24 protein-coding genes are annotated in these 24,275 nt (G+C 60.4%); 20 read left to right on the top strand and 4 right to left on the bottom strand.

Features of this window, described 5'->3' with window-relative positions; genetic code table 11:
• Positions 1–16 precede the first annotated feature (16 nt).
• The 13 genes from LGH70_RS11685 to LGH70_RS11625 all read left to right on the top strand — a co-directional run bounded on the left by LGH70_RS11685 (position 17) and on the right by LGH70_RS11625 (position 12,475).
• Complete coding sequence (locus LGH70_RS11685; RefSeq protein WP_226185745.1) at positions 17–910, top strand: cell division protein FtsX; 894 nt, start codon at positions 17–19, stop codon at positions 908–910.
• 105 nt (positions 911–1,015) lie between these two features.
• Complete coding sequence (locus LGH70_RS11680) at positions 1,016–1,333, top strand: DUF3098 domain-containing protein (protein WP_226185743.1); 318 nt, start codon at positions 1,016–1,018, stop codon at positions 1,331–1,333.
• Positions 1,334–2,122, top strand: coding sequence for an undecaprenyl-diphosphate phosphatase (locus LGH70_RS11675; protein WP_226185741.1), 789 nt, complete (start codon positions 1,334–1,336; stop codon positions 2,120–2,122).
• Positions 2,119–2,940 (top strand): tRNA pseudouridine(55) synthase TruB, encoded by an 822-nt coding sequence (gene truB / locus LGH70_RS11670; protein WP_226185739.1) that lies wholly within the window; start codon positions 2,119–2,121, stop codon positions 2,938–2,940. Before LGH70_RS11675 ends, truB begins: the two co-directional genes overlap by 4 nt.
• Before the next feature lie 54 nt (positions 2,941–2,994).
• Positions 2,995–3,948, top strand: a complete 954-nt coding sequence (locus LGH70_RS11665) for a bifunctional riboflavin kinase/FAD synthetase (RefSeq protein ID WP_226185738.1) — start codon at positions 2,995–2,997, stop codon at positions 3,946–3,948.
• Between the two features lie 230 nt (positions 3,949–4,178).
• Entirely contained in the window at positions 4,179–4,883 is a 705-nt protein-coding gene (locus LGH70_RS11660) for a CoA transferase subunit A (protein WP_226185737.1), read from the top strand.
• Positions 4,884–4,893: 10 nt separating this feature from the next.
• The gene (locus LGH70_RS11655) at positions 4,894–5,223 is read left to right on the top strand and encodes a cupin domain-containing protein (protein ID WP_226185736.1); all 330 of its coding nucleotides are present in this window, start codon (positions 4,894–4,896) and stop codon (positions 5,221–5,223) included.
• Between the two features lie 44 nt (positions 5,224–5,267).
• Positions 5,268–5,927, top strand: a complete 660-nt coding sequence (locus LGH70_RS11650) for a CoA transferase subunit B (protein ID WP_226185734.1) — start codon at positions 5,268–5,270, stop codon at positions 5,925–5,927.
• 136 nt (positions 5,928–6,063) lie between these two features.
• Positions 6,064–6,888, top strand: coding sequence for a hypothetical protein (locus LGH70_RS11645; RefSeq protein WP_226185733.1), 825 nt, complete (start codon positions 6,064–6,066; stop codon positions 6,886–6,888).
• A gap of 189 nt (positions 6,889–7,077) precedes the next feature.
• On the top strand, positions 7,078–8,781 hold the full coding sequence (locus LGH70_RS11640) for a bifunctional GNAT family N-acetyltransferase/carbon-nitrogen hydrolase family protein (protein WP_226185731.1): 1,704 nt from the start codon (positions 7,078–7,080) through the stop codon (positions 8,779–8,781).
• A gap of 499 nt (positions 8,782–9,280) precedes the next feature.
• The gene (locus LGH70_RS11635) at positions 9,281–10,375 is read left to right on the top strand and encodes an HlyD family secretion protein (protein ID WP_226185729.1); all 1,095 of its coding nucleotides are present in this window, start codon (positions 9,281–9,283) and stop codon (positions 10,373–10,375) included.
• Between the two features lie 56 nt (positions 10,376–10,431).
• A complete protein-coding gene (locus LGH70_RS11630; RefSeq protein WP_226185728.1) occupies positions 10,432–11,133 on the top strand; it encodes a DUF4956 domain-containing protein in 702 nt (233 codons plus the stop codon).
• On the top strand, positions 11,123–12,475 hold the full coding sequence (locus LGH70_RS11625; protein ID WP_226185727.1) for a TolC family protein: 1,353 nt from the start codon (positions 11,123–11,125) through the stop codon (positions 12,473–12,475). The genes LGH70_RS11630 and LGH70_RS11625 overlap by 11 nt, the downstream gene beginning before the upstream one ends.
• Before the next feature lie 337 nt (positions 12,476–12,812).
• Here the strand turns inward: LGH70_RS11625 and LGH70_RS11620 are convergent, their stop codons facing one another.
• From LGH70_RS11620 to LGH70_RS11610, 3 genes are all read right to left on the bottom strand, one after another.
• Entirely contained in the window at positions 12,813–13,328 is a 516-nt protein-coding gene (locus LGH70_RS11620) for a hypothetical protein (protein ID WP_226185726.1), read from the bottom strand.
• A gap of 64 nt (positions 13,329–13,392) precedes the next feature.
• Positions 13,393–13,872, bottom strand: a complete 480-nt coding sequence (locus LGH70_RS11615; protein ID WP_226185725.1) for a hypothetical protein — start codon at positions 13,870–13,872, stop codon at positions 13,393–13,395.
• Positions 13,873–13,999: 127 nt separating this feature from the next.
• The gene (locus LGH70_RS11610) at positions 14,000–14,554 is read right to left on the bottom strand and encodes a GNAT family N-acetyltransferase (protein WP_226185724.1); all 555 of its coding nucleotides are present in this window, start codon (positions 14,552–14,554) and stop codon (positions 14,000–14,002) included.
• Positions 14,555–15,605: 1,051 nt separating this feature from the next.
• On the opposite strand from LGH70_RS11610, the gene LGH70_RS11605 reads away from it, so the two are divergent.
• The 3 genes from LGH70_RS11605 (at position 15,606) to LGH70_RS11595 (ending at position 18,996) form a co-directional block, all read left to right on the top strand.
• A complete protein-coding gene (locus LGH70_RS11605) occupies positions 15,606–15,926 on the top strand; it encodes a hypothetical protein (RefSeq protein WP_226185723.1) in 321 nt (106 codons plus the stop codon).
• A 68-nt stretch (positions 15,927–15,994) separates the two neighbouring features.
• A complete protein-coding gene (locus tag LGH70_RS11600; RefSeq protein ID WP_226185721.1) occupies positions 15,995–16,726 on the top strand; it encodes an SDR family oxidoreductase in 732 nt (243 codons plus the stop codon).
• Positions 16,727–16,968: 242 nt separating this feature from the next.
• Positions 16,969–18,996 carry a DUF4394 domain-containing protein gene (locus LGH70_RS11595; protein ID WP_226185719.1) on the top strand — a complete coding sequence of 676 codons (2,028 nt, stop codon included), beginning with the start codon at positions 16,969–16,971 and terminating at the stop codon, positions 18,994–18,996.
• Between the two features lie 117 nt (positions 18,997–19,113).
• Here LGH70_RS11595 and LGH70_RS11590 read toward each other — a convergent pair whose 3' ends face one another.
• Complete coding sequence (locus tag LGH70_RS11590; RefSeq protein WP_226185717.1) at positions 19,114–19,833, bottom strand: RDD family protein; 720 nt, start codon at positions 19,831–19,833, stop codon at positions 19,114–19,116.
• Between the two features lie 105 nt (positions 19,834–19,938).
• Here LGH70_RS11590 and LGH70_RS11585 point away from each other — a divergent pair, with 105 nt between their 5' ends.
• The 4 genes from LGH70_RS11585 to LGH70_RS11570 all read left to right on the top strand — a co-directional run bounded on the left by LGH70_RS11585 (position 19,939) and on the right by LGH70_RS11570 (position 24,238).
• Positions 19,939–20,910, top strand: a complete 972-nt coding sequence (locus LGH70_RS11585; RefSeq protein WP_226185707.1) for a stage II sporulation protein M — start codon at positions 19,939–19,941, stop codon at positions 20,908–20,910.
• A gap of 7 nt (positions 20,911–20,917) precedes the next feature.
• Positions 20,918–21,952, top strand: coding sequence for a hypothetical protein (locus LGH70_RS11580; protein ID WP_226185705.1), 1,035 nt, complete (start codon positions 20,918–20,920; stop codon positions 21,950–21,952).
• A gap of 167 nt (positions 21,953–22,119) precedes the next feature.
• Positions 22,120–22,794, top strand: a complete 675-nt coding sequence (locus LGH70_RS23830) for a DUF4129 domain-containing protein (protein ID WP_226185704.1) — start codon at positions 22,120–22,122, stop codon at positions 22,792–22,794.
• A gap of 13 nt (positions 22,795–22,807) precedes the next feature.
• Positions 22,808–24,238, top strand: coding sequence for a DUF4350 domain-containing protein (locus LGH70_RS11570; protein ID WP_226185703.1), 1,431 nt, complete (start codon positions 22,808–22,810; stop codon positions 24,236–24,238).
• Positions 24,239–24,275: the final 37 nt, after the last annotated feature.

Below are 24,275 nucleotides of genomic sequence, written 5' to 3'. Positions count from 1 at the left end.
TTGTACTTTTGCCCGCATGGCCCAAAACCGCCCGACCCGCAAGAAAAAGCTTGGCAGCTACCCGCACCTGATGGTCGTGTTCAGCATTACGCTGTCCTTGCTGGTCATTGGCTTGTTTGGCCTGCTGCTGATTCACGCGCATAAGCTCTCCAACCTGGTGAAGGAGAACATCGAAATGCAGGTGTACCTGGACCGTGACCTGCCTGAGACGCAACTCCTTCGCTTGCAGCAGGATCTGAGCCGCAAGAAGTATGTAGCCTACAAGAACGACCAGCCCCAGGTGCGGTTTCTGTCCAAGGAAGAGGGCGCCAAGCAGTTTCTGGAGCAGACCGGGGAAGACGCCGAACAGTTTCTGGGCGACAATCCCCTGCGCGACGCCTACCTGCTGAAAATCAGCGCTGAGTTCACCGATTCGACCCAGATGCGGCGCATCGTGCAGGAGCTGCGGGCCGAGCCGGGCGTGTTTGAGGTGGAGTACGTGCAGAGCTTTATCGACTCGGTCAACAAGAACCTGCGTAAGATCAGCCTGGTGCTGCTGGGCTTTGCCCTGGTGCTCACCCTGGTCGTTACCGTCCTGATTAACAACACCATCAAGCTGGCCCTGTTCTCGCAGCGCTTCCTGATCCGGAGCATGCAGCTGGTGGGCGCCACGTCCTTTTTCATTCAGCGGCCGTTTCTGCGGCGGGCCACCTGGCAGGGCTTTGCCAGCGGCACTATTGCTGCCCTGTTGCTGCTGGCCCTGCTGCAATACGCCTATCTGCAGCTGGAGGAGCTGCGCCTGCTGCGCGATGAGCGCCTGATTGCGGCTCTGATGGTGGGCATGGTGCTGCTGGGCTGCGGTATCGGCTTTCTGAGCTCCTACCGCGCCGTGCGCAAGTACCTGGGCATGTCGCTCGACGATTTGTATTGATTGGCTTGTTGTACTTCGGTCTTGGTTGCTGCCCCTGTCTGCTCTGCAATCAAAACACGTGAGTAACCACCGCCACAACCCAAAACTGAATAAACAACAACGAATATGGAACCGAAACAAACACCCCGCTTTGCCTTCGGGCCGCGCAACTACCGCCTGATGTACCTCGGGCTGGCTATTCTGGCGGCTGGCTTTATTACCATGACGCTGGACTCGGCCGACTACGGCGAAGGGTTCCTGGGCATTACGCTGGGGCCGATTCTGCTGGCCGTGGGCTTTATCATCGAGTTCTGGGCCATCATGGCCAAGCCCGGCGGCCCCGCCCCGGTGGCTACCGACCCGGTGACCCGCGCCGAAACCGCGCCGCAGCCCGGCGCGCCCGTAGCCCCGGCTCCCACGGCTCCTACCTACAAGCGCCCCTAGATGAACTACTGGCACGCCCTGATTCTGGCTATTGTCGAAGGCTTAACCGAGTTTTTACCCGTTTCCAGCACCGGCCACATGATTATCGTGGCCAACCTGCTGGGCATCGGGCAGCTTCCCTTCACCGAAACCTACATTACCTCCATCCAGTTTGGCGCTATTCTGTCGGTGGTGGTGCTCTACTGGCGCCGCTTTCTGCAGAGCTTCGACTTCTACGTGAAGCTGGCCGTGGCCTTTCTGCCCTTCGGGTTGCTGGGCTTTCTGCTCAAGGACGTCATTACCGATCTGCTGAAGAACGTGACGGTGGTAGCTTCTTCCCTGGTCGTGGGCGGCATCGTGCTGCTGTTCGTGGACCGCTGGTTTAGCGAGTCGCGCAAGCAGGTGACGACGCCCAGCACGCTGCAGGCCCTCAAAATCGGCTTGTTTCAGTGCTTGGCCCTGGTGCCCGGCGTGTCGCGCTCGGCCGCAACCATCGTGGGTGGTTTGGCCCAGGGTTTCGACCGCCGCTCGGCCGCCGACTTCTCCTTCCTGCTGGCCGTGCCCACTATGTTCGTGATTACGGCCTACGAGATGTACAAAACCTACAAGGTGAATGCGCCCAAAGCCGAAGACCTCGAGTTGCTGGCCTTCGGCAACGTGGCCGCCTTTATCGTGGCCCTGCTGGCGGTGAAGTCGTTTGTGAACTTCGTCTCGAAATTCGGCTTCCGTGCCTTCGGCTTCTACCGCATCATCGTGGGCCTTACTATTCTGGTAATGATTGCCCTGGGCATCGACCTGCACCTGATATGAGCCAAGAAACTACTCCTGCGCGCACTTTCGACTTCGAAACCGGTGAGGTGTTGCTGCTTGATAAGCCCCTGACCTGGACCTCGTTCGACGTGGTGCGCAAAGTCAAGAACACGCTGCGCATCAAGAAAATCGGCCACGCCGGCACCCTCGACCCGCTGGCCACCGGGCTGCTGATCCTGTGCACCGGCAAGAAAACCAAGCAGATTGACCTGATTCAGGCCCAGGAAAAAGAGTATACCGGCACCTTCCGCCTGGGCCAGACGACGCCCTCCTTCGACCTGGAAACGCCCGTCGACGCCGAGTTGCCCTACGCGCACCTCACGCCCGAGCAGCTGCAGGCCGCCGCCTTGGCCTTCACCGGCCTGATTCAGCAGACGCCGCCGCTGTACTCGGCCGTGAAAATCAACGGGGAGCGCGCCTACGAAGTGGCCCGCCGCGGCGACACGGCCGAAATCAAGTCCAAGGAAGTTACCATCAAAGAGTTTGAGCTGACCGGCATTGCCCTGCCCGACGTGCACTTCCGGGTGGTATGCACCAAAGGCACCTACATCCGCAGCTTGGCCCGCGACTTTGGCCAGCACCTGGGCTGCGGGGCCCACCTCACCCGGCTGGTGCGCACCCGCATCGGTGAGTACCGCGTGGAAGACGCCCTGACCCTGGAAACGTTGGAAGCCCTGCGCCCCCCGCGGCCCGAGGGCGAAACGGGCCGCCCTGCCCGGCAGCCCAAGCCGCGTCGGCCCGAGCAGCGCGCCGGTCTGGAATACTTTCAGGCCAGCAGCGCCCCGACCGACTCAGACCCGGCGGACTCCGCTTCGTAAACAGCTATTCCCGGCGAGGATTCGCTCATTCACCGCTTCACTCATTTCCCTCCGATGGAAGTCTTTCACGACCCGGCGCAGTTTCCCCACCTTGGCAATGCCGCCGTCACAACCGGCACCTTCGACGGCGTGCACCTGGGGCACCAGAAGATTCTGCGACGGCTGTTGGAAGTAGCCCAGCACAGCGGCGGGCCCTCGGTGGTCATCACCTACTGGCCCCACCCGCGCCTGGTGCTGGCCCCGCCCCTGTCGCACCCCCAGCCGCTCAACATTCAGCTGCTGTCGTCCCTGGAAGAGCGCAGTCGGCAGCTGGCCGACTTTGGCGTAGACTACCTGCTGATTGTGCCTTTTACCAAGGAATTTTCGGAGCTGACCTCGGAGCAGTACATCCAGCACATTCTGCTCGACACGGTGGGCACCAAAAAGCTGGTGATTGGCTACGACCACCGGTTCGGTAAAAACCGGGAGGGCAGCTTCGAGTACCTGAGCCAGCATGCCGAGCGCTACGGCATGGAGGTCGAGGAAATTCCGCGCGAGGACGTGGACGCGGTGGCCGTGAGCAGCACCCGCATCCGGCGCGCCCTGGAGCAGGGCGACATTCTGACGGCCAACCGCTACCTGGGCTACAGCTACCCGCTGACCGGCACCGTCGTACGCGGCAAGCAACTGGGCCGCACCATCGGCTTCCCGACGGCCAACATGCGGGTGGAAGAGCCCCTGAAATTGGTACCGGCCCGCGGCGTGTACGCCGTAATGGCCACCACGGCCGCCGGGACCCACCACCAGGCCATGCTCAACATCGGGGTGCGCCCCACCGTATCGGGCGGCCTCGACCAGACCATCGAAACCCACCTGCTCGACTTCGACGGCGACCTGTACGACCAGTCCCTCACGGTGCAGCTGGTAGCCCGCCTGCGCGACGAGCAGAAGTTCAACGGCCTGGACGAGCTGAAAGCCCAGTTAGCCAAAGACGCCGACCTGGCCCGCCAGCATTTGGTAGGCGGCTGAGTTGTTTGCTACTCAAAACAGAACGTCATGTCTCCCGTTGGTCGACATGACGTTCAGAATTCTCTACCCCTGACTAAAGTCCGGTTGTCTGGAAAGGCGACCGGACTGCTTGTTTTCACCCCATGATGCCGGCCGAAACCATGGCCGCCACTGCACGTTTTTTGGCCCGCGCCGCGCCTACTCCCGGCCAACTTGCTATTTTCGACCCGCAAACCCTCCTTCCCCACCCTATGATTAATAAAGTAGTAGCCGATGCCCAGGCGGCCCTGCACGGCCTCACCGACGGCATGACGCTGATGCTCGGCGGCTTCGGCCTGTGCGGCATTCCCGAAAACTCCATCCAGGAAATTCTGCGCCTGGGCGTCAAGAACCTTACCTGTATCAGCAATAATGCCGGCGTTGATGATTTCGGCATTGGCCTGATGCTGCAAACCAAGCAGGTGCGCAAGATGATTTCGAGCTACGTGGGCGAGAATGCCGAGTTTGAGCGCCAGCTGCTGTCGGGCGAGCTGGAAGTAGAGCTGATTCCGCAGGGTACGCTGGCCGAGCGATGCCGGGCCGGCGGGGCGGGCATTCCGGCTTTCTACACTCCGGCCGGCTACGGCACCGAGGTGGGCGAAGGCAAGGAAAGCCGGGAGTTCAACGGCAAGATGTACCTGCTCGAAACCGCTCTGCACGCCGATTTCGCTTTTGTCAAAGCCTGGAAGGGCGACACGGCCGGCAACCTGATTTTCAAGGGCACGGCCCGCAACTTCAACCCAATGATGGCCACGGCCGGCAAAATTACCGTAGCTGAAGTGGAGGAGCTGGTGCCCGCCGGCGAGCTGGACCCCAACCAGATTCATACGCCCGGCATTTTCGTGCAGCGTATTTTCCAGGGCAAAGACTACGAGAAGCGCATTGAGCAGCGGACCGTGCGCGCCGCTACCACCTAACCCTATCGTAATGGACGCTCCTATTTCCCTCCAGCAGGCCCAGGCTAAGATTCGGAAGGAAGGCAACCCGCCTTTCACGGTACTGTTGCGCCACGGCAGCATGCGGACGGAATATTTCGCGCCCAGTGAGGTGGACACCCAGACGCCCCACCCGCAGGATGAGGTTTACGTCATCATCAGCGGCGAGGCGGTGCTCAACCGCGCCGGCGAAATGGTGCAGTGCCACCCCAACGACTTGATTTTTATTCCGGCCGGTATGCCCCATTTCTTTGAGGTGTTTTCGGCCGATTTTGCCACCTGGGCCATTCTCTATGGCCCCACCGGCGGGGAAAGTGCCTAACCCCGGCGCCTTTCTAGCCCTTCACTCTTTCCATTCCCACCCACATGCTTGATAAACACGGCATTGCCAAACGAATAGCCCAGGAAGTAAAAGACAACTCCTACGTCAACCTCGGCATCGGAATTCCCACGCTGGTGGCCAACTACATTCCAGCCGGCATCAACGTGGAACTGCAAAGCGAAAATGGCCTGCTCGGCATGGGCCCCTTCCCCACCGACGACCAGGTAGACCCCGACCTGATCAACGCCGGCAAGCAAACCGTAACCACGCTGCCCGGCTCCAGCCTGTTCAGCTCCGCCGACTCATTCGGCATGATCCGGGGCGAGCATGTGGACCTGACAATTCTGGGCGCCATGGAAGTTTCCGAAAACGGCGACATTGCCAACTGGAAGATTCCAGGCAAGATGGTGAAAGGCATGGGCGGCGCCATGGACCTGGTGGCTTCGGCCAAGAACATCATCGTGGCCATGCAGCATGTAGCCAAAGACGGCAGCAGCAAGCTGCTGCCCGCCTGCACCCTGCCCATCACGGGCCTGCGCTGCGTGAAAAAAATCGTGACCGAGCTGGCCGTGCTCGACGTGACGCCCGACGGCTTCGTGCTGCGTGAGCGGGCCCCCGGCGTAAGCGTCGAGCAGATTCAGGCCGCCACGGCTGGCAAGCTGGTGATTCCGGCCAGCGGCGTCCCCGAAATGCAGGGCGTGTAGCGTCAGCCGGGGCAAGCCTGACTTTTACGGCGTACTAAAGCGGGGGCTTCGGCTCCCGTTTTTATTTTCCCGCCTTCCGCGCTTTGCCCCTTTGCCCCGGTTTATTGCCGACCTGTTCCCGCTCTTTCCCCACTCTATGCGCACTGCCCTATTCCTGCTTTTTCTGTTCCTCCACCTGCCCGCCCGGGCCAGCCAGATTGTGGTGGGCATCCGGTCAAAGAACTTTCTGGCGTGGGACGTGTGGGAGCAGCAGACGCCCAGGCTCACCCACCGCCTGCTGCTCTACAACCAGTCGACCCAGGAGGTAGAGCTGGAAATCCGGCTGCTGCGCTTTCGGGCGGTAAACACGCAGTTCGAAACCGTTTCGACCGGTAAAGTTCTGCTCCGGGTGAAGCTGCGGCCCGGCCAGCTGCAGCAGCTCAAATACCCGAAACAAGGCAGCCCGCACGATTTTATGGAGTTCTTCGAAAACGGCCAGCCCGTGGGGCTGCAAGAGCTAAATAGCCGCCAGCCCGGCCCCGAAGTGCTGCACCCAGGCTTCCGCTTCTACACTGCTACCAGCGCCAACTCCGGCCAGCTGGGCTACTGGCTGGCCCTGGAGTCGCTCTACCAGCAGCCGGGGCCGGCCCGCCTGGCTCTGACCATTCCCAAGGGCTACGACGAGGAATATCAGCTGCTGAAAGTCACGGCGGGTATGGATACGCTCAGCCCCCGCTCAGCCAACCTGGATTCGCTGCGCGCCACCGACGCATCCATCGTCCGGCTCGACAATCAGAACCGGCGGGCTGTAGTGCCGCGTCCCGCCCTGCTGGCCGCTCCTTCGGCCCCGGCCCTGTTCACGCTGGAAATCCAGTACATGAGTAGCTCCTACTATTACGACGACCAGAAGATCAAGCACCCGCGCCTGGAAGCGGGGGGCGGGGCCCGGCATTTCATTCCGGTGTTTCCCCGGCCTCAATAGCCGGCACGTTTCCGGGGCGCCGCGTGTTGTCTTTCCCGCCCGCGGCGTTGCGCCACACCAGCTGTTTTTGACCTGGCGACGGCAGCACCGGCCGCCAAAACTCCTGCGAAGCCGTACAAGGGCCACCCGAGGCCGGATTTCCGTGGGCCTCTTTTCTTTACTTTTGCTTACACTCTTTCCTGATTTTATATGGCCACTTCTTCCACTGGCAAAACCGGCGGCAGCCACGCTAAGAAAGTCGCTGCCGATGCCGCCGCGGCCCTGGAGCGCCTGACGCCCACCGCCGTTCCGGCTCATAAACTAGTACTGCGCACCCTGCGCCGCTCCGACTTCAAGGCCGTGAAGGTTATCATGGACAAGGTATACTCCAACATGGAGGGTTCCTGGTCGGCGGAGGAATTCAGTGCCCTGCTGCGCAAGTTTCCCGAAGGCCAGATCTGCATCGAGGACAACGGCGTGATTGTGGCCGCCGCCCTGGCCATCATCGTGCAGTACTCCGACTTCGGCGACCGGCACACCTACGCCAAGATTACCGGCAACGGCAAGTTTGACACCCATAATGCCGACGGCGACACCCTCTACGGCGTGGACGTATTCGTGGACCCCGAGTACCGCAGCCTACGCCTGGGCCGCCGCCTCTACGACGCCCGCAAGGAGCTCTGCGAAAACCTGAACCTGCGCGCCATGGTGGCGGGCGGCCGAATTCCAGGCTACGCGGCCTATGCCAACGAGATGACGCCGGCCAAGTACGTGGAGATGGTGCGCAACAAGGAAATCACCGACCCCATCCTCACCTTCCAGCTTTCCAACGAGTTTCACGTCCGCAAAATCATCCGCGGCTACCTGCCCTACGACTCCGAAAGCAAGGCCTTCGCCACGCTGCTGGAGTGGCTGAACGTGTACTACGAGGAAGAGGAAAAGCTCATCGGCAACCAGAAAAGCAACGTCCGCATTGGCATTGTGCAGTGGCAGATGCGCGCCACCCGCTCCCTGGAAGACCTTCTGCAGCAGATTGAGTTCTTCGTCGATACCGTGTCGGGCTATAAGTCCGACTGCGTGATGTTCCCCGAGTTCTTCAACGCCCCGCTGATGGCCCTCACCAACGAGGACTCGCCCTCGGTGGCCATCCGGGCCATGGCGGCCTTCACCGAGCCCATCAAGGCCAAGATGATGGAACTGGCCGTGAGCTACAACATCAACATCATTGCCGGCTCGATGCCGCTCTACGAGGATGGCAAGCTGCACAACGTGGCCTACCTCTGCCGCCGCGACGGTACCGTGGACGAGCAGTACAAGCTGCACGTGACCCCCGATGAAGCCTCCTACTGGGGTATGCGCGGCGGCGACAAGCTGCGCTGCTTCGACACCGACTTCGGCAAAATCGGCATCCTGATCTGCTACGACGTGGAGTTCCCCGAGCTGGCCCGCATGCTCTCGGACGAGGGCGTGAAAATCCTGTTCGTGCCCTTCTGGACCGACACCAAGAACGCCTACCAGCGCGTGCGTATCTGCGCCCAGGCCCGCGCCATCGAAAACGAGTGCTACGTGGCCATTACCGGCTCGGTCGGCAACCTGCCCCGGGTCGAGAACATGGACATTCAGTACTCGCAGAGCGCCGTGTTCAGCCCCTCCGACTTTGCCTTCCCCCACGATGCCATCGTGGCCGAGGCCACGCCCAACACGGAGATGACCCTGATTGCCGACCTCGACCTGGACCTGCTCAAGGACCTGAACACTTCCGGGGCCGTGCGCAACCTACGCGACCGGCGCAAGGACCTGTACTCGCTGAGCTGGTCGATCAAGAAAACCGACCGCGACGACGAGTTGCTGGCCCAGGGTACCGACGAGCGCCACCCGCGCGTGAGCAAGCGCAAGGCCATTGCCGCCGGCTAAACACTGCTTTTTTGCTTAAGGCCGTATATCCTATACTGAGCAATACGGCTTGCCCCACGAAAATGCCCCGCACCGTGTGCGGGGTATTTTTATTTTATGTGGGTCGCAGCCGTCAAGTTATTTCTGGGAGGCACACAATCCGGCTTACCAGCTTAATGGATGCGGCTTCACCCTGGATTCATTCCCGCAACTGGCGCCGCCTTACCTTCGGCCCAGCATTATAGTGGCCGATAGTGTAACGACAAGCTCAATTGATTTATCATTATTGTGATAATTATTATTATAATAATCGTATATTATCCCACTATTAAGCGCGCCAGCAACTACCCCGGTCTCCTATCCCTCAGGCGGCGGTATAACCCTGGCGGTCAGTTCAGCACTCCCCACCAAGCCCACCAACGCTCTTTCCGCAAGGACTCATACTGCTGCATACTGCTTTCCCGGACCACACGGTCATGATAGTTCACCCCAGGCATTTCCCTCATTCACCGTGCGCCGTATGCTGACACCTTTACTAAGGCGAAATATTCTGTTTGCCGTCGGGCCGCTGGTGCTCGTCACCACCATCCTGCAGATTGACCGCCCGGCCATACCCTACACCGTGCCGACCAGCGGCCTGGTACTGCCCGTCAGTGAATGGACCCTGAGCCGGGCGGCCAACGGCAACCTGGTGTCGGCACTTAAAGACAATCGTACGGGCAAGCTGACGGCGTTTTCGGCCTCCGTTTTTCAGCGCGGGGCCCAGGCCAACTTCCACCTCCACCCCCGCCTCTACCGCCAGGCCACCCTGGCCAAGGGCGACACGGTAGCCACCCTGTTCTCCAACCAGGACCATGAGCAACTCTCGCAGCTGCAGGGGCAGCTGGCCGAGCAACAGGCCGAGCTGCGCCTGGTGGAGGCCGGCCAGAAGTCGGCCGACGTGGAGGGCATGACCAACCAGGTAGCCCTGGCCCGGCAGGAGCTGGCCACCCAGCGCCTGCTCACCCAGCGCACCCAGGCCCTGTACCAGGACTCCCTGACTTCGCGGCAGGAATACGAAGTAGCGCTCAACCAATTGCGGGTGCGGGAGCTGAACGTGCGCCTGATGGGGTCCAATCTGAAGTCGGCCAGCACCGGCGGGCGGCCCGAGCAGCTGCACGTTATCCGCACGCGCATCCGCGCCCTGCGCCAGCAGATGCAGCTCATCAACCAGGGCCTGCAGGACCGCACGCTCGTGGCGCCGGTGTCGGGCACACTGCTGCTGCAATCTGCCTCGGCCAACCCCACGGAGGAAGTGCTGGTGGCAGTGGCCGACAATTCGGCTTATGTGGCGCTGTTGCCCGTGGCCTACGTCGAGAAGGAGTACGTGCGCATGGGGCAGGCTATTGAAGTTGCCATTACGGGCACCACCCAAACCACGCAGGGCAGGATTATCGGCATCGACAACACGGTGCAGCTGGTGGACGGCCGCCAGGCTTTTTTTGTAACGGCCCTGCTGCCCGAGCAAAACCTGCCCCTGGTGCCGGGCATGGTGGTGCGCGCCGTCGTCTCGTGCCAGGCCCTGTCGGTGCAGGGCCACGTCGCGCGCTTTGCCCGCTCCTTGCTGCTCTACTAGGCCGGGGCCACCTGCCCCGCTGCCGCCTGCTTCTTCCACCCTTCCAGCCCCCGTGAATGCCCCCAGTTTTACCCGACGTTTTTAATTTTTCCATCACCCTGCGCGAAGTATTGGGCAACACGGTGTGGGCCACGCTGTGTGGGGGCATCATTGCGGGGTTTTACGTGCTGGCCTTTCGCCACGGGGGCTACTCGCTCAACCTGATTAAGTCCATCGTGATGCTGACCATTATTACGGCCTTCGTGATGATGGTGGTGGGCGACAACCTGGCTCAGGCGTTCAGCATCGTGGGTATTCTGTCAATTATCCGGTTCCGGACCTCGCCCAAGGATGCCCAGGGGTTCATGTACCTGTTTTTTGCCCTGGCTATCGGGCTGGCCTGCGGCAAAGGCCTGCACTTGGTGGCCGTGGTGGGGTGCCTGCTCATTGGCCTGGTAACCACCCTTATGGCCCGGGTGCTGACCAATGCCCAGTCCCGGGTATTTATCCTGACCCTGACATTGAGCGGCAGCACGGCCACGCACCCGGCCTACCAGCCGGTGCTGGATTCGTTTTGCAAGCGCTACCGGCTGCTGGGAACCAAGGCCTCGAAAAAAGGCGGCATCGGGGCCAAGACGCCGGTGCCGGAAAGCCCCGACCTGATGCAGCTGCGCTACCTGGTAGGGCTGAAGGAGGGCAAAGGCGACGACGTGTTTGTGGATGCCCTGCGCGAAATTGAGAGCATCCGGGAAGTAAACCTGCAAATCGATGAAGAGTAGCGGCTGCTTCCCGGGCCTGCCGGGCCACCCCTGGCTCAGCGGCACCCTGCTGGCACTTCTGCTGGCCCTGAGCAGCAGACCGGCTGGGGCGCAGAAGCGCTGGACGCTGGCCGACTGTCTGGCCCAGGCGCAGCAGCACAACGTGGCCATGCAGCTGGCCCGCGTAGCCCAGGACAAAAGCACGGCGCAGCTGGCCGGAGCCCACCACTTGTTTCTGCCCACCATCGACGCCCGGGTACGCTCGGCCAGCAACTGGGGCTTCCTCGTCGACCCGTCCACGAACGAGCTGTCCAACCGCTTCAACTTTGGCAACCAGGCGGCGCTGAACCTGAATCTGAACGTCTTCGACGGCTTTGCCACCGTCAACCTGCTTAAGCTGCGCCGCCAGCAGGCCGCCGAGGCCGACTACGGCTACCAGGCCAGTACCAACGACGTGCTGCTGGGCGTGACCTATGCGTTTTTGCAGGTGCTGCTGGCTCAGGAGCAGCTGCTGCACTCCCGGCAGCGGGCAGCCCTGCTGGTTCGGCAGGAGCAGAAAGTGAAGGCTCAGCTGGCGCGGGGCGCGCTCAGCAAGCGCGACCTGCTGGCCATCCAGTCGCAGGTGGCGGCCGAGGCCCTGCTCACGGTGGGGGCCGAAAACAGCGCCGAGCAGGCCCTGTTCGACCTGCGCCAGCTCCTGGGCCTGCCGGTGCAGGAAGAAATGGTGGTGCAGCAGTCGGCCCTGGCTGTGGTGCCCGCCGACCCCGAAGTTCCGCTGGCCGAGGTGCTGGCTGCCGCCGCGGCCCTGCCCGAGCTGCGCGCGGCCCAGGCCCGAATTGAAGCTGCCGGGTACGTCGGGCAGTTGAGCCGGGCCAGCTTCCGGCCTTCCCTCTCGCTGACGGGGCAGCTGGCCACGCGCACCTCCAACTACGAAGATCTGCGCTTCGGCACCCAACTGCGCGACAACCTGAACCGGCAGGTAGGCGTGTCCCTGTTCGTGCCCCTGTTCAACCGGCTCCAGCTCCGCACCGCCGACCACCTGGCCCGGCTCGAAGTGGTGGCCGCTCGCCTCAGCTACCAGCAGGTGGCCCGCGACGTGCAGGCCAAGGTGGCCGGCGCTTATCTGGCGTGCCGGGCCGCCGCCCGCAAATACGAGGCCCTGCAGCTGCAGGCCGCCACCGCCGAAGAAGAATACCGCTACGCCGAGCGCCTGCTGGAGCTGGGCAGCATCGACGCCGTGGCGTTCGGCGTGACGCGCGGCCGGCTCGTGGGGGCGCAGGCCGAGCTGGTGCAGGCCAAGTACGACTGGTGCTTCAAGCAGCAGATTCTGGCGTTTTACCAGGGTAAGCCGTTTACCCTGTAAGGGTGTTCCACTGTATCGAGTAAGCAAGCACACAGCCACCGGCTGTCGCTCGGTGGTGCCGAGTGACTACTACGCGTGAGCTGCTGTGCCGCGAATTAGGCCGCGCCAGCAGAACGACCGAACGGTGCGGGACGCAGCACCTCCGGCGTAGGCGTAACCCGGCATAGCCGAACGAGTGCACAGTGAGGCTGAGTAGCTACCGGGGCTCTTGCTTTGCAGTTGCAGCTGGGCTACTCAACGGGACTGGGGCATAAAAAAACGCCTACTAAAGCTGTTCACGAAACTCATCTCCATTTCAAGTTTCATGAACTTTGAAAGGTGAACCAGTTTCTCGAACTCAATCTGGGCCGTAGAACCACTTTGCCATACCAGTAGATGTGCATGGGCAGTGGTTTAGGAAAAGGAGGGGTTGATTGCAGAACCACTCTGCTTGAAAAAGTTCAGTCTGCTGCTCTAACGCACAGGCTCTGAATTTTGCGACAGCTCCTTTGACTACTCCCGCGTCCAAAAACTTTTCCAGCACAGTGGAAACGCCTGTGCAAACGAAGGAAACATACTTGCTGTAGAAGGTCTCTGCCTCTTCCGCAATGACAAATGGGATGTACAACGTGTCGTCTACGACCTTATACTTTTTGCTAAGCGATGGCCCCTTGATTTCTAACTGGGACGTGTTCGATTTCGCAGAGAGAATGATGCCCAACGTAAAGTCCAAGCCATACTTAGCCTGGTATACCGCATGGTGCTGCGGCTCTAGTTGTGCCAACTGCTCTCTAAGTAGCCGCATGAAAAGATAAGAGATGGGGAAGTTGACACCTGCTTCTGAGTAAATTGCCGAGACATTGATACTGGTCATCACTAAAACTACTCTAGTTCAGCGAAAGGGTCAGAATAGAAGATGGGCAATAGCTGGCTCGCCCTTATTCGGGTAACCAATCTTCCAAATGTCGATGCTTACCCAATCCCACTGCATCGAATGCATCGTGGTGAGCGGCAGCGGATACCCCTAATTGCCTGAGCATGATATTGATGGAGCCCGGACCTGGGCCCCACACGAGCCGTTGTCGGGCCTGCCACAACAGGGATGCTTGTTCTCCCAGACCGTTAAAGTAGTCGGCTTCCAGGTAGCCGAGGGCTCCGGCACCCACGCACCGCAATACCTGTTGTTCCAACTCGGTAGTTAAGTAGTAAAAAGGCGGGATGAGAACTGGGGAGGCGGATGAAACTATTGTGTCAAAGAGGTCATCCGTCAGCGGGATCAGCGACATTCCTTGCGCAAGTTCGACCAGCACCGCACACGGATAGGTAGCCGTCATCAGGCGTAAGATAGTACTGGAGCCAACGAAAGCGCGAAGGTGATAGCCCATGAGGATACGAAGTGGTAAGTAAAGTTCAGCCAAAGGGACCGAAGGTAAACGCGCTCCAGTCAGCGTAAGGGGGGCTGCACAGATATAGATCGTGTAAGGAAATTACAGTAGTCAGTTGAGACAGGAATGGGCGTTGACCTAAACCGGGCACACAAACACATTATTGGCGGTCAGTTGCTCTTTCGGCCATGAAGTCGTTATGTGTCAATTCGAACAGCGTGAGTGCTTCGTCCGTCTCACTGCCTCGCTTAAAATGTAGTTTCTCTAAAACGCTTACGGAACGTTGGTTTTCAAAGCGAGTATGCGCTTTTATTGCTTGTAGTCCGACCTGTTGAAAGCCAAAGTGAATCACTGTTGTGAGCGCTTCTTGCATAATCCCTTTGCCCTGAAAGTCTGGCAATAATTCATACCCGATTTCTGCCTTCGACGCGTTTTCCGAAAAGTTAAACAAGCAAACCGTCCCAATCACGCTGTCAGCCTCATTCACCGTAATGGCCCAGTAAATGCAATCGTCGCTTTGGACGTTTTCGTTAATGGTGTGGATGAAGGTCCTGGCGTCATCAATTGATTGGCTGGGCCGCCTATCTAAGTACTTGTTCACGTGCTCGTTCGACCGCAGCGCCCATATTTCCTGGTCATCGCTGCGTCTGAGCTGCCTCAAGGTCAGCCGTTGGGTTTGCAAAATCGGAAACGGTGTAAACTTTTTAGTTGTCATTTTTTTCCTACGAATTTGTTGGGGAGGCCGCTTTGCTGACACCCCGCGCCCACGAACGTCCCCACGCCCAAAAGCAACTAGCAGGCGAGTGGTCGGATCAGTAGCATGAGGCGGGGCTTGTGAACGGAAGGTACACCCGTTAACGCGCAATGAGGCCACAGTGACATGACTAGGAGTTCAGCAAAACGGTGGTTCTGGCAAAAAGAGGGTTTGCTGCCTAAGAAGTAGGAACTGCGCATAGGACAACTTAAGTCCTAACTGGGGGAAGTATAGGAGCTTATGAGAGCATGGGTAACATCTCATTGCTGGTATCTACATTACCGCCTATGAAGTTATTGATCTTGTTGATGCTGGTCTTGCTGTTAAGGAAACAGCCTGTCGAAACCTATGAGGGTGGAAGGCCCCGCTATTCCTCTGTATCCCTACATTTATACAAAGACTCGACTTTTACCAAGTTGAGCTGGTTTCACTTCTCGCGCAAAGCAACTAAACAAACAGGCACCTGGCGCAGGGCAGGTCATCTTTTGGTTTTACGTACCCATGCACGGTGGCGTAAGAAGGGTGTTCTAGTCACAATACTTGGCAATAAGTACGCGGCCAGAGTTCCAAGTAAGCAAGGCTCTCACCAAGACGCTTACCGCCTTAATGCCGACACCTTGTACTTCTACTCCAAAGAAGATTCTATTAAAAATTATGGCTTTTATAAGGAATATTATACCCTGATTCGAAAACGGTCAGACTAGCAGAAAAGGAGCCTAGTTCAGCCAAACGGTCGTTAAGATACAGTGCTCTGCTTACAGTGCCCTCCCCGTTTCCCATTCAACGACCAGTCGCAAGGGTGGGTCTCCACCCCTGCGTGGCCTTCCTGGGCAGGAGCCGCTGAGCAGGCCAATGGCTTGCCGGCTCTGTCTACTTTTCACAAACACGAATTATACAAGTAAACAGCCCTGAAGTCTCCGCCCCATTTAGCAGACTCCGTGGTAGCCGTGGTACGGGAGTTCTTTCAACTCACCCAAGCCGAACTAGCAGCCTAGCCTGCCCCAATCTGACCATGGCCGACCGCCGCCGCTACGACGACCAGCTACTGACAGCCACCTACCAGAAAGCTCGACTGCAAAATCGGAGTGCCGATAGCGCGGCCGCGGCCGCCTTCCTGGCCGCCGTCGACTCCGGCCAGGTCGATGCCCAGGTGGCCTGGCTCAGCGGGGCTATTGCCGCCGTGCAGTCGCGCCACGACGCGCTGCCGGCCAAGCCTGGCCCCTGGCATCCGGGGCTGTGTCGTTTACTTCACAAAAAAGCCGGTCGGGAACGTTCCCGACCGGCTTTTTTGCGCCGACGTGGTTCAACCGCTCAAAAACCGGCTTTTATTTGAGTAAACTTCCGGGGCAAACCGGCTTTTCTGGCCGGCTCTGCCTTTGTCTACACCTAAGCCAACCACCCATGAAATCTGTTCTTATTACCGGCGCTAACCGCGGCCTGGGCCTCGAACTTACCCGCCAGTACCTGGAGCGCGGCGACCATGTATTTGCGGCCACGCGCCAGCCCGAAGGCGCCACCGACCTGCAGATCCTGGCCCAGCAGCGCGGCGGCCAGCTCGTGGTGCTGCCCCTGGACGTAACCAGCGCCGCCTCCCTGGCCGCGGCTTACGAGCAGGTAGCCGCCGCCACCGACCACCTCGATATCCTGATTAACAACGCCGGTATCCTGCCCGGCCACCCCGGCTCGGGCATCGACGACAACCAGGAAAGCCAGAAGCTGGGCCAGCTGCGCTACGAGGATGCCATGCAGGTCATCGGCACTAATGCCGTGGGCCCACTGCTCGTGACCCAGCAGTTTCTGCCCCTGCTTAAGGCCGGCCACAAGAGCCGGGTGGTGAGTTTGTCGTCGGGCCTAGGCTCGCTGGAGCTCAAAGCCTCGGGCAGCCACTACCACTACAGCGCCAGCAAAGCGGCCATGAACATGTACATGCGCACCCTGGCCGCCGAGGCCGGCCACCACGGCATCATCTCCATTATGGTTGATCCGGGCTGGATCCGGACCGACATGGGCGGCACCGGTGCGGCCCTGCCCGCCGCCGACTCGGCCCGGGGCATCATCCGCCTCACCGACCAGCTCCACGCCGAGGAAAACGGCAGCTTCGTGACCTGGCAGGGCAAGCCCGTGGCCTGGTAGGCTACGCCGGACGCATCATTTCATCCCAAAAAGGCAGCCTATTGCAGGCTGCCTTTTTTGTTTGTAGGGCACTGAGTAGCATTCGTTTACTGGCCTCCCCGGGCTGTACCCGCCCTCAATTAACTAGGCTTCAGTTGATTAAAAGTCTATTAATATAAATCCATAGTTCCGTACAACCCCGTAAGGGAATTGCTGGTCACAGGTGTAACCAGCTCATTCACCCCCGTTATTTTTTCTCTATCATGACCTCAACCTCTACTTCCGGGCGTTCTTTCGTACGCAAAACCTTACTAGGACTGTCCGCGCTGGCCTTTTCCGCCACGGCTGCTCAGGCCCAAACCGTGTATGGTCTGGCCTCGGCTTATCCTCTGGGTGCCCAAAGCCCCAGCGCAAACGCCTCTTTGGTATCCTTTACTAGCACTAGCCTCAATACTGCTGCCTCGACTCCGGTCCTGACGCAAGTGGCTATAACGGGAGTAACCAGCGGCCAGGTTCTGGTGGGCCTGGACGTACGCCCCGCTACAGGCGAGTTGTTTGCTTTGGGCTATAACACTGTCAATCAGCAAACTCAACTCTATACGATTAACCGGCTAACAGCCGTAGCTACCGCCGTGGGCGCGGCCCAAACGCTGAATTTGGGTACCATCGGTTTCCGCATCGGCTTTGACTTCAACCCCACCGTAGACCGGATTCGGGTGACGGCCGGCAATGGCGCCAACCTGCGCCTGAACCCAAACAATGGCGCTTTGGCGGCTACCGATGGCCCCTTGGCTTATGCTACCACTGACCCTAACGCCAGCCAGACGCCCGTTGTCGGGACTTCGGCCTACACGAATAGCTATATAGGGGCCAGCGGCACCACGCTGTATAACATTGATGAGCAGAACAACCGTCTGGTTACCCAGTCTCCCCCCAACAACGGCACACTGAATACAGTGGCGCCGATAACGGGTATAAATGCCGGTACCTTGGCAAGCTTACCCAACGACGTTGATATCTATTTTAACCCTGCCACGGCAAGCAATACGACCTATCTCAGCGTCACGGACCCGGATGTTGCTAATTTTGAAACCCGGATGTTCACGCTGAATTTAGCCACCGGTGCCGCCACACGTATCGGCAGTATTAGAATCAACGCAACGACCAGCCTCACCGACTTCGCCTTTGCCATTGACCGGCCCACTACGCTGCCGGCCATTACGGGTCAACTGGCCTACGCTCTGGCGGGCACCAACCTGATTACCTTCGATACGGCTCAGCCCGGCCTGATTCGCACTGCCGTCGGCATCACCGGCTTCGACGCGGCCCAGACGCTGGTAGGCCTAGATGTGCGGCCCCTGAACAACGCGCTGTATGCTCTGGGTTACAACGCTACCACCCAAACCGCGCAGCTCTACACCCTGAATGCTACCACGGGTCTGGCCACCCAGACCAGCGCGCCCATCGCCCTGGCCCTGGGCTCCGGCAGCGTCAGCTTCGACTTTAATCCCACCGTGGACCGCATCCGGGTGGTGGGTGCCAACCGCACCAACTACCGCCTGAACCCCGTGACCGGCACGCTGGCCGCCACCGACGGCCAGCTGACCTACGCCACCGGTACCAACACGCCTTCCATCGGGGCCGTGGCCTACACCAACAGCTTCACGGGCGCCAGCTCCACCACCGGCACCACCTTGTTCAACTACGACGAAGTGCTGAACGTGCTCAACACCCAAAGCACGGCCAACCCGCCCGCCGACGGGCAGCTCACCACCATTGGCAGCTCGGGTATCACGGCCAACACGGCCCCGGCCAACGTGGACCTAGACATCTATAGCACCGGCGTGGGCGTCAACACGGCCTACCTGGTAGCCACTACCGGCACTTCGGCCAACAGCAGCCTCTACACTGTGAACCTGACCTCGGGCGCCGCTACGGCGGTGGGCGCCATCGGCAACGGCATCACCGTGCGCGACATTGCCGTGGCCGCTGCTACGGGCGTAGCCTTGCCGGTTCGGGGCCGCGAGGAGCTGGTAGCCGGCCTGAGCCTGTACCCCAACCCGGTCGTTGACCAGGCCCGTTTGGCCTTCACCATGCCCCGCGCGGCGCAGGTTACGCTGGTCGTAACCGACGCCCTGGGCCGTCAGGTAGAAACGATTAACGCCGGCACGCTGGCTTCGGGCCCGCAGACGCTGAGCTGGAATAGCAAAGCCGGCCAGGGCATGTATTTCTTCACCCTGCTGCTCGACGGTGAGTCGGCCGGCACCCTGCGGGGCGTACTGCTCAAGTAAGCTTGTACAGCGGTAGACGAATCTACTGCTTCGCTAAAAGGCCCCTAACCATCGGTTAGGGGCCTTTTTTGTGTTGTCTATGGTTGCCAATGCGTCGTGCCGCGGTGCTTGAGGTGCTTACCCGATGGCGCCGTTCAGGTGGGCATGGTCGCGCAGCACGGTGCGCAGGAAAGCCTCGTCGGGAAGGTCGGTGTCGATGCTGGCAAGGCGCTTCACCTTGTTGGCTACCTCGTTGAGCAGCAGATAGTCGCTGCGCTTCAGGCTTTGGTGCAGCAGCCGGCGGATCAGATCCACGTCCTGGTCAGTCAGGACGCTGATTTGCGGAAAAACCACCACGTAGCCATCCAGCAGCTGGGCTTCGGCGGGCAGGCCGTCTTCCGGAGGCCGCAGACTTACCACTACCGTGTTGGCGGCCATGTCGCCCAGGCGCTGGCCCTGCCCGTTGAGCAGCACCGCTACCGTGGCTACGCTGCCGAAGGTGAGCGAAATTTCGAGCAGCCCCAGCAGCCAGCGCAGCAGGTAGTCGCCGATCTGGGGCCGGGTACCGTCGCGGCGCGTCACTCTGATGCGGCGCGTGAGCTTGCCCAGGCTCTGCCCGTTAAAGAAGATTTCGCAGAGCGGGTGGTAGAGCAGGATGGGCAGCCCCACGAAGGTCAGCAGCACGATACGGCGGGCATCCGAGTCACTGGTCAGCTTCTCGACCAGGTACGTTACCACCGACGACAGCACCAGCAGCAGCAGCCAGTCGAGCAGCTGGGCCAGGATTCGGTCGCCGATGCTGGCTACCTCGTATTCCAGCGCCACGTTTTGCGCTGTTTGCACCCGAATCGTACTCATACTGCTCTTGCTTTTGAAACTTAAAAAACGCCCGGGCCGCGTGACCTATTTGCTTATATTTGGCAGCTGCCACTATTAGCAGTTGTTTTCTGAGGTTGGCGCCGCATGCGCGAAGTTGTTTTTCTGCGTCAGAATCAAGCCAAGTGGCAGCACTACGAGAGCGTGCCCGCCACTGGCCCCGATGAGCTGGCCGCCCGCTTTGTAGAGCTGACCGACGATTTGTCCTACGCCCGCACCTTCTATCCGGACTCGTCGACCACGGCCTACCTGAATGCCCTGACAGGCAAGCTACACCAGGCCCTGTACAAAAACAAAAGTATGGAGCCGGGCCGCTTCGCCAGCTTCTGGCGCCGCGAGCTGCCCCTGCTGGTGGCCCGACACCACCGGCCCCTGCTGCTGGCGCTGGTTTTTTTTCTGCTGAGCACGGCCATCGGCGTGTTGTCGGCGGCCTTCGATGAGTCCTTCGTGCGGGTGGTGCTCGGCGACGCCTACGTGAATCAGACCCTGGAAAATATTGAGCGCGGCGACCCTATGGCCGTGTATAAGGGGCAGGACGAGAGCGTGATGTTCCTCTACATCACGCTCAACAACATCAAAGTCTCCCTGCTGGCCTTCGCCAGCGGACTGCTGCCGGGCCTGGGCACGGGCACCATCCTATTTCGCAACGGACTGATGCTGGGTGCTTTTCAGACTTTCTTCTACCAGAAAGGCCTGCTGCTGCCCTCGGTACTCACCATCTGGATTCATGGCACCCTGGAAATTTCGGCCATTGTGCTGGCCGGGGGCGCGGGGCTGGTCATGAGCCGGGGCATTCTGTTTCCGGATACCTACTCGCGGCGCGAATCATTCCGGCGCGCCGCCCGCGACGGGATGCAGCTGGTGCTGGGCCTGGTCCCGATTTTTATCACGGCTGGCTTTCTGGAAGGCTTCGTGACGCGCCACACCGGCATGCCGCTGGCCCTGAGCCTGCTGATCATCGGCAGCTCGGCGGGTTTTATTCTCTGGTACTTTATCCTCTACCCTTTTCAGCTGCACCGCCGGCTGAGCACTGATTCAGTCGCTTCAGCCGCTTCCTAATTCTGCTATGAAACACCTATCCTTCACCCACGCCAGCGACTTTCTGCGCGAACGGGACTTTGGCCGCAAAATCGAGGCTTCGTTCGACTTCGTACGTGCCCACTTCCGGCCCCTGGGCCGCTGCCTGCTCTACATTGTGCTGCCCCTGATGCTCATCCGGGGCATTGCGGGCGGTCTGCTGCAGGCCCGTCTGGGGGGCATCTTTACTTCTTGGCGCAGGGTCATTTCTCCGGGCCAGGGCAACCAAGCGGAGGCCCTACGGGTGATGTCTGACTTGCTGAGTGGCCCCGAGTACTGGGTGACTATTGTGGCCGCGCTGTGCTCGTTCACACTCATGATTCTGACGGTGTATAGCTACGTGGTGCTGCGCCTGGAAAAAGAAGACCCCGCAGAGCCCGTGACTGTGGCTGAGGTGTGGGCCATAGTGCGGCAGCGCTTCCTGGGGGCACTACTTTCCTTCTTCGGCCTGGGCCTCCTGACGATGCTGGCGGTGCTGGTGATGGCCATAGTAGCGGCCTTACTAGGGGCCGTCTTGCTGAAAAGCCCGGTTATAATTGCCCTGCTGATTTTCGTCGTGTACGGGGCTATGGGCTACGCCATGGTAGTGCTGAGCTTGTTCTTCATAGTACAGATTCGGGAACGGACCGGCTTTTTTGCTACCATCAGCCGCTGCTTCTCGCTGGTATGGGGCAAGTGGTGGTCTACCTTCGGTTTAATTTTCGTCATGGCTCTGCTCATCATGATGCTGGGCTTGGTCGTCTTTGGCATTACCTCCTTAATTAGCAGCCCGATGCTGCTTACCAACCAGAGCAGCACCAGTGCGCTGAGCAACCTGCTGTCCATCGTGACTTCCTGCCTGAATTCGGTGGCCATGCTGGCGCTGTATCCATTCCTGTATCTGGCCCTGGCCTTCCAGTATTTCAACCTCGTGGAGCGCAAAGAGGGCCAGGGACTGTACTCACTGGTGGATTCCATCGGCACCCAGCCCGCAGCCGTGGCTGCCCCCCGCAGCTACCAGCCCGACGACGAAGGCGAGTACTAATCCCGCCGCCAGAGCCCGTTTTAGCCGGCGGTCGGCCTTCTTCCTGTTCCGTTTCACCTCCTGTTGCCTTCGTATCAGTGCTTTTGCGTTTCTGGTTGCGCCTGTGTTTTTGTGGTCTGCTCCTGCTGCCGACTGGGCCCGTGGCTGTGGGCCAGCCCGCACTCAGGGTGAGCAACCCGACTCCCACCCTGCCCACCGACCGCACGAGCCGGGTGCGGCTTCGGCAGCCGGCGGCCCGGCAGCTGCGCGAGTTTCGTAGTCAGCGCGAGTTTCAGTATGTGGAAGTAAAAAGTGAGCAAAGCGGGCCGTCCCGGTTCTGGGCCCGGCTCTGGAGCTGGCTCGACGATTTTCTGGCCACCAAAAGCGGCCAAGTAGTGTGGGAGTACGGCGTGTACTCTTTCCTGGTAGTAGCGCTGGTGTTTGTGGTGCTCAAGCTGCTGCAGGTCGACCTGACGCGCGCCTTCGGACGCGCCCCGCGCCGCAGCCCCTTGCTCTACGACACCGCCGCGGAGGATATTCACTCCCTGGATTTCAACACTCTGCTGGCGCAAGCCGAAGCCGCCGGCAACTACCGCCTGGCCGTGCGTCTGGGGTATCTGGCGGTGCTCAAGCAGCTCACCGACCACGGCCTGATTCGGTGGCAGCCCGAGAAAACCAACCACGACTACCTGCGTGAGCTGACGGCGGGCAGCCTGCGCCCGGCTTTTCAGGAAATTACCCGGCAGTTTGAATACGTGTGGTACGGCGAGCAAAACGACTTGTCGGCTGCCCATTACACCCTGGCCCGCGACGCCCGCCTGACCCTGCAACGGCAGATTGCCACTACTCGCCGCGCGGCTTAGCACTCCCTCCACGATGACGACGTTCCGCTGGTATTTGCTCGGCCTGCTGCTGCTCTTCGGCGGCTACGTGGCCGTGGAATATTACCGCCCCAAGCCCCTGGACTGGCGCCCCACCTTCGAAAGCAACGACAAGATTCCCTACGGCACCTACGTACTCTACCAGGTGCTGCCCGATGTGCTGGGCGTGCCCGCCCGCGACGTGCGCGCCATCCGGCTGCCCATCTATAGCCAACTGGAAGGCGAGGATGAAGCCGCACCGACCGAAGACGACCAGGTGTATCTGGAGCAGGAGCAAGACTCGGCGGCAGCCCTAGCTGATACGGCCTATGTAGCCGAAGCCGATTCATTGGCCCAAATGGAGGAATTGGCGGCCGAGCCTGCCGTTCCCGACGGCGCCGACTCCAGCCAGACGGTTGAAGGCGACTATGCGGAAGGACTGGCGGCCTCTGATTACGCCAAGGGCTCCTATCTGTTTGTCAACGACGATTTTTCGCTGAGCCAGGCGGATACCCGGGCCCTGCTGCGCCACGTAGCCCGCGGCAACGACGTGTTTATTGCCGCCGAACAGTTCGACGCCCGCTTTGCCGACACGCTCGGGTTTCGCGCCAAGCCGCTGCCAGTGCGGTTTCAGCGGCCCGGCAGTGTCACCGGCTCGTCCTCGCCCGACTCCGTTCGGCTGCTGCTCACCAATGCGGGACTGGCCCGGGCGGCGGGCCGGGCCTTCCGCCTCCCTGCCTCAGGCGCCGCCTACCGCCTGGTGCCCGACAGCAGCCTGCGGGCTACTACTCTGGCCACCGATGAGCAGGGCCGCGCCGTCCTGATCCGCATTCCGCACGGCCTGGGGCAGCTGTACCTGTGCTCGGTGCCGCTGGTTTTCACCAACTATTACGTGCTGCGACCCGCTACTAGTCCTTTTGCCTTTGCGGCGCTTTCCTACTTGCCCGTGGGCCGGCCCGTGTGGTGGGACGAATACCAGAAGCAGGGCCGCCAGGGCGAGCAGTCGTTGCTGCGGGTGCTGCTGGCCCACGATGCCCTGCGGCGGGCCCTCTACCTGGGCCTGGTGGGCATGGTGCTGTTTGGGCTATTTGAAGCCAAGCGCCGTCAGCGCATCATTCCGGTTCTGCCGCCTTTGCCTAATACAACGCTGCTTTTCACGCGCACGGTGGCTAGCCTCTACCGGCAGGATGGCAATCATGCCCTTATTGCGGAAAAGAAAATCGGGCTGTTTCTGGAGTTTCTGCGCACCCACCTGCACGAGCCCAGCCTGGATTTGAACGAGCTGGCAACCCGCGAGAGGCTGGCCAGCAAAGTAGGCCTGCCGGTTGCTGCCGTGGAGCAGATGGTGCGCCGCATCAATATGATTCGTACAGCAAATCAGGTTTCGGACGCTGACCTGCTGCTGCTGAATAAGACGCTAAACGACTTCCGTAACGCCGCTAAATAGACAATTGCACTATGCCTTAAATTTGCATTATACCTTT

The organism is Hymenobacter nitidus (genome assembly GCF_020447315.1).
Lineage (GTDB): Bacteria > Bacteroidota > Bacteroidia > Cytophagales > Hymenobacteraceae > Hymenobacter > Hymenobacter nitidus.
This window is presented reverse-complemented; position numbering and strand designations above follow the sequence as displayed.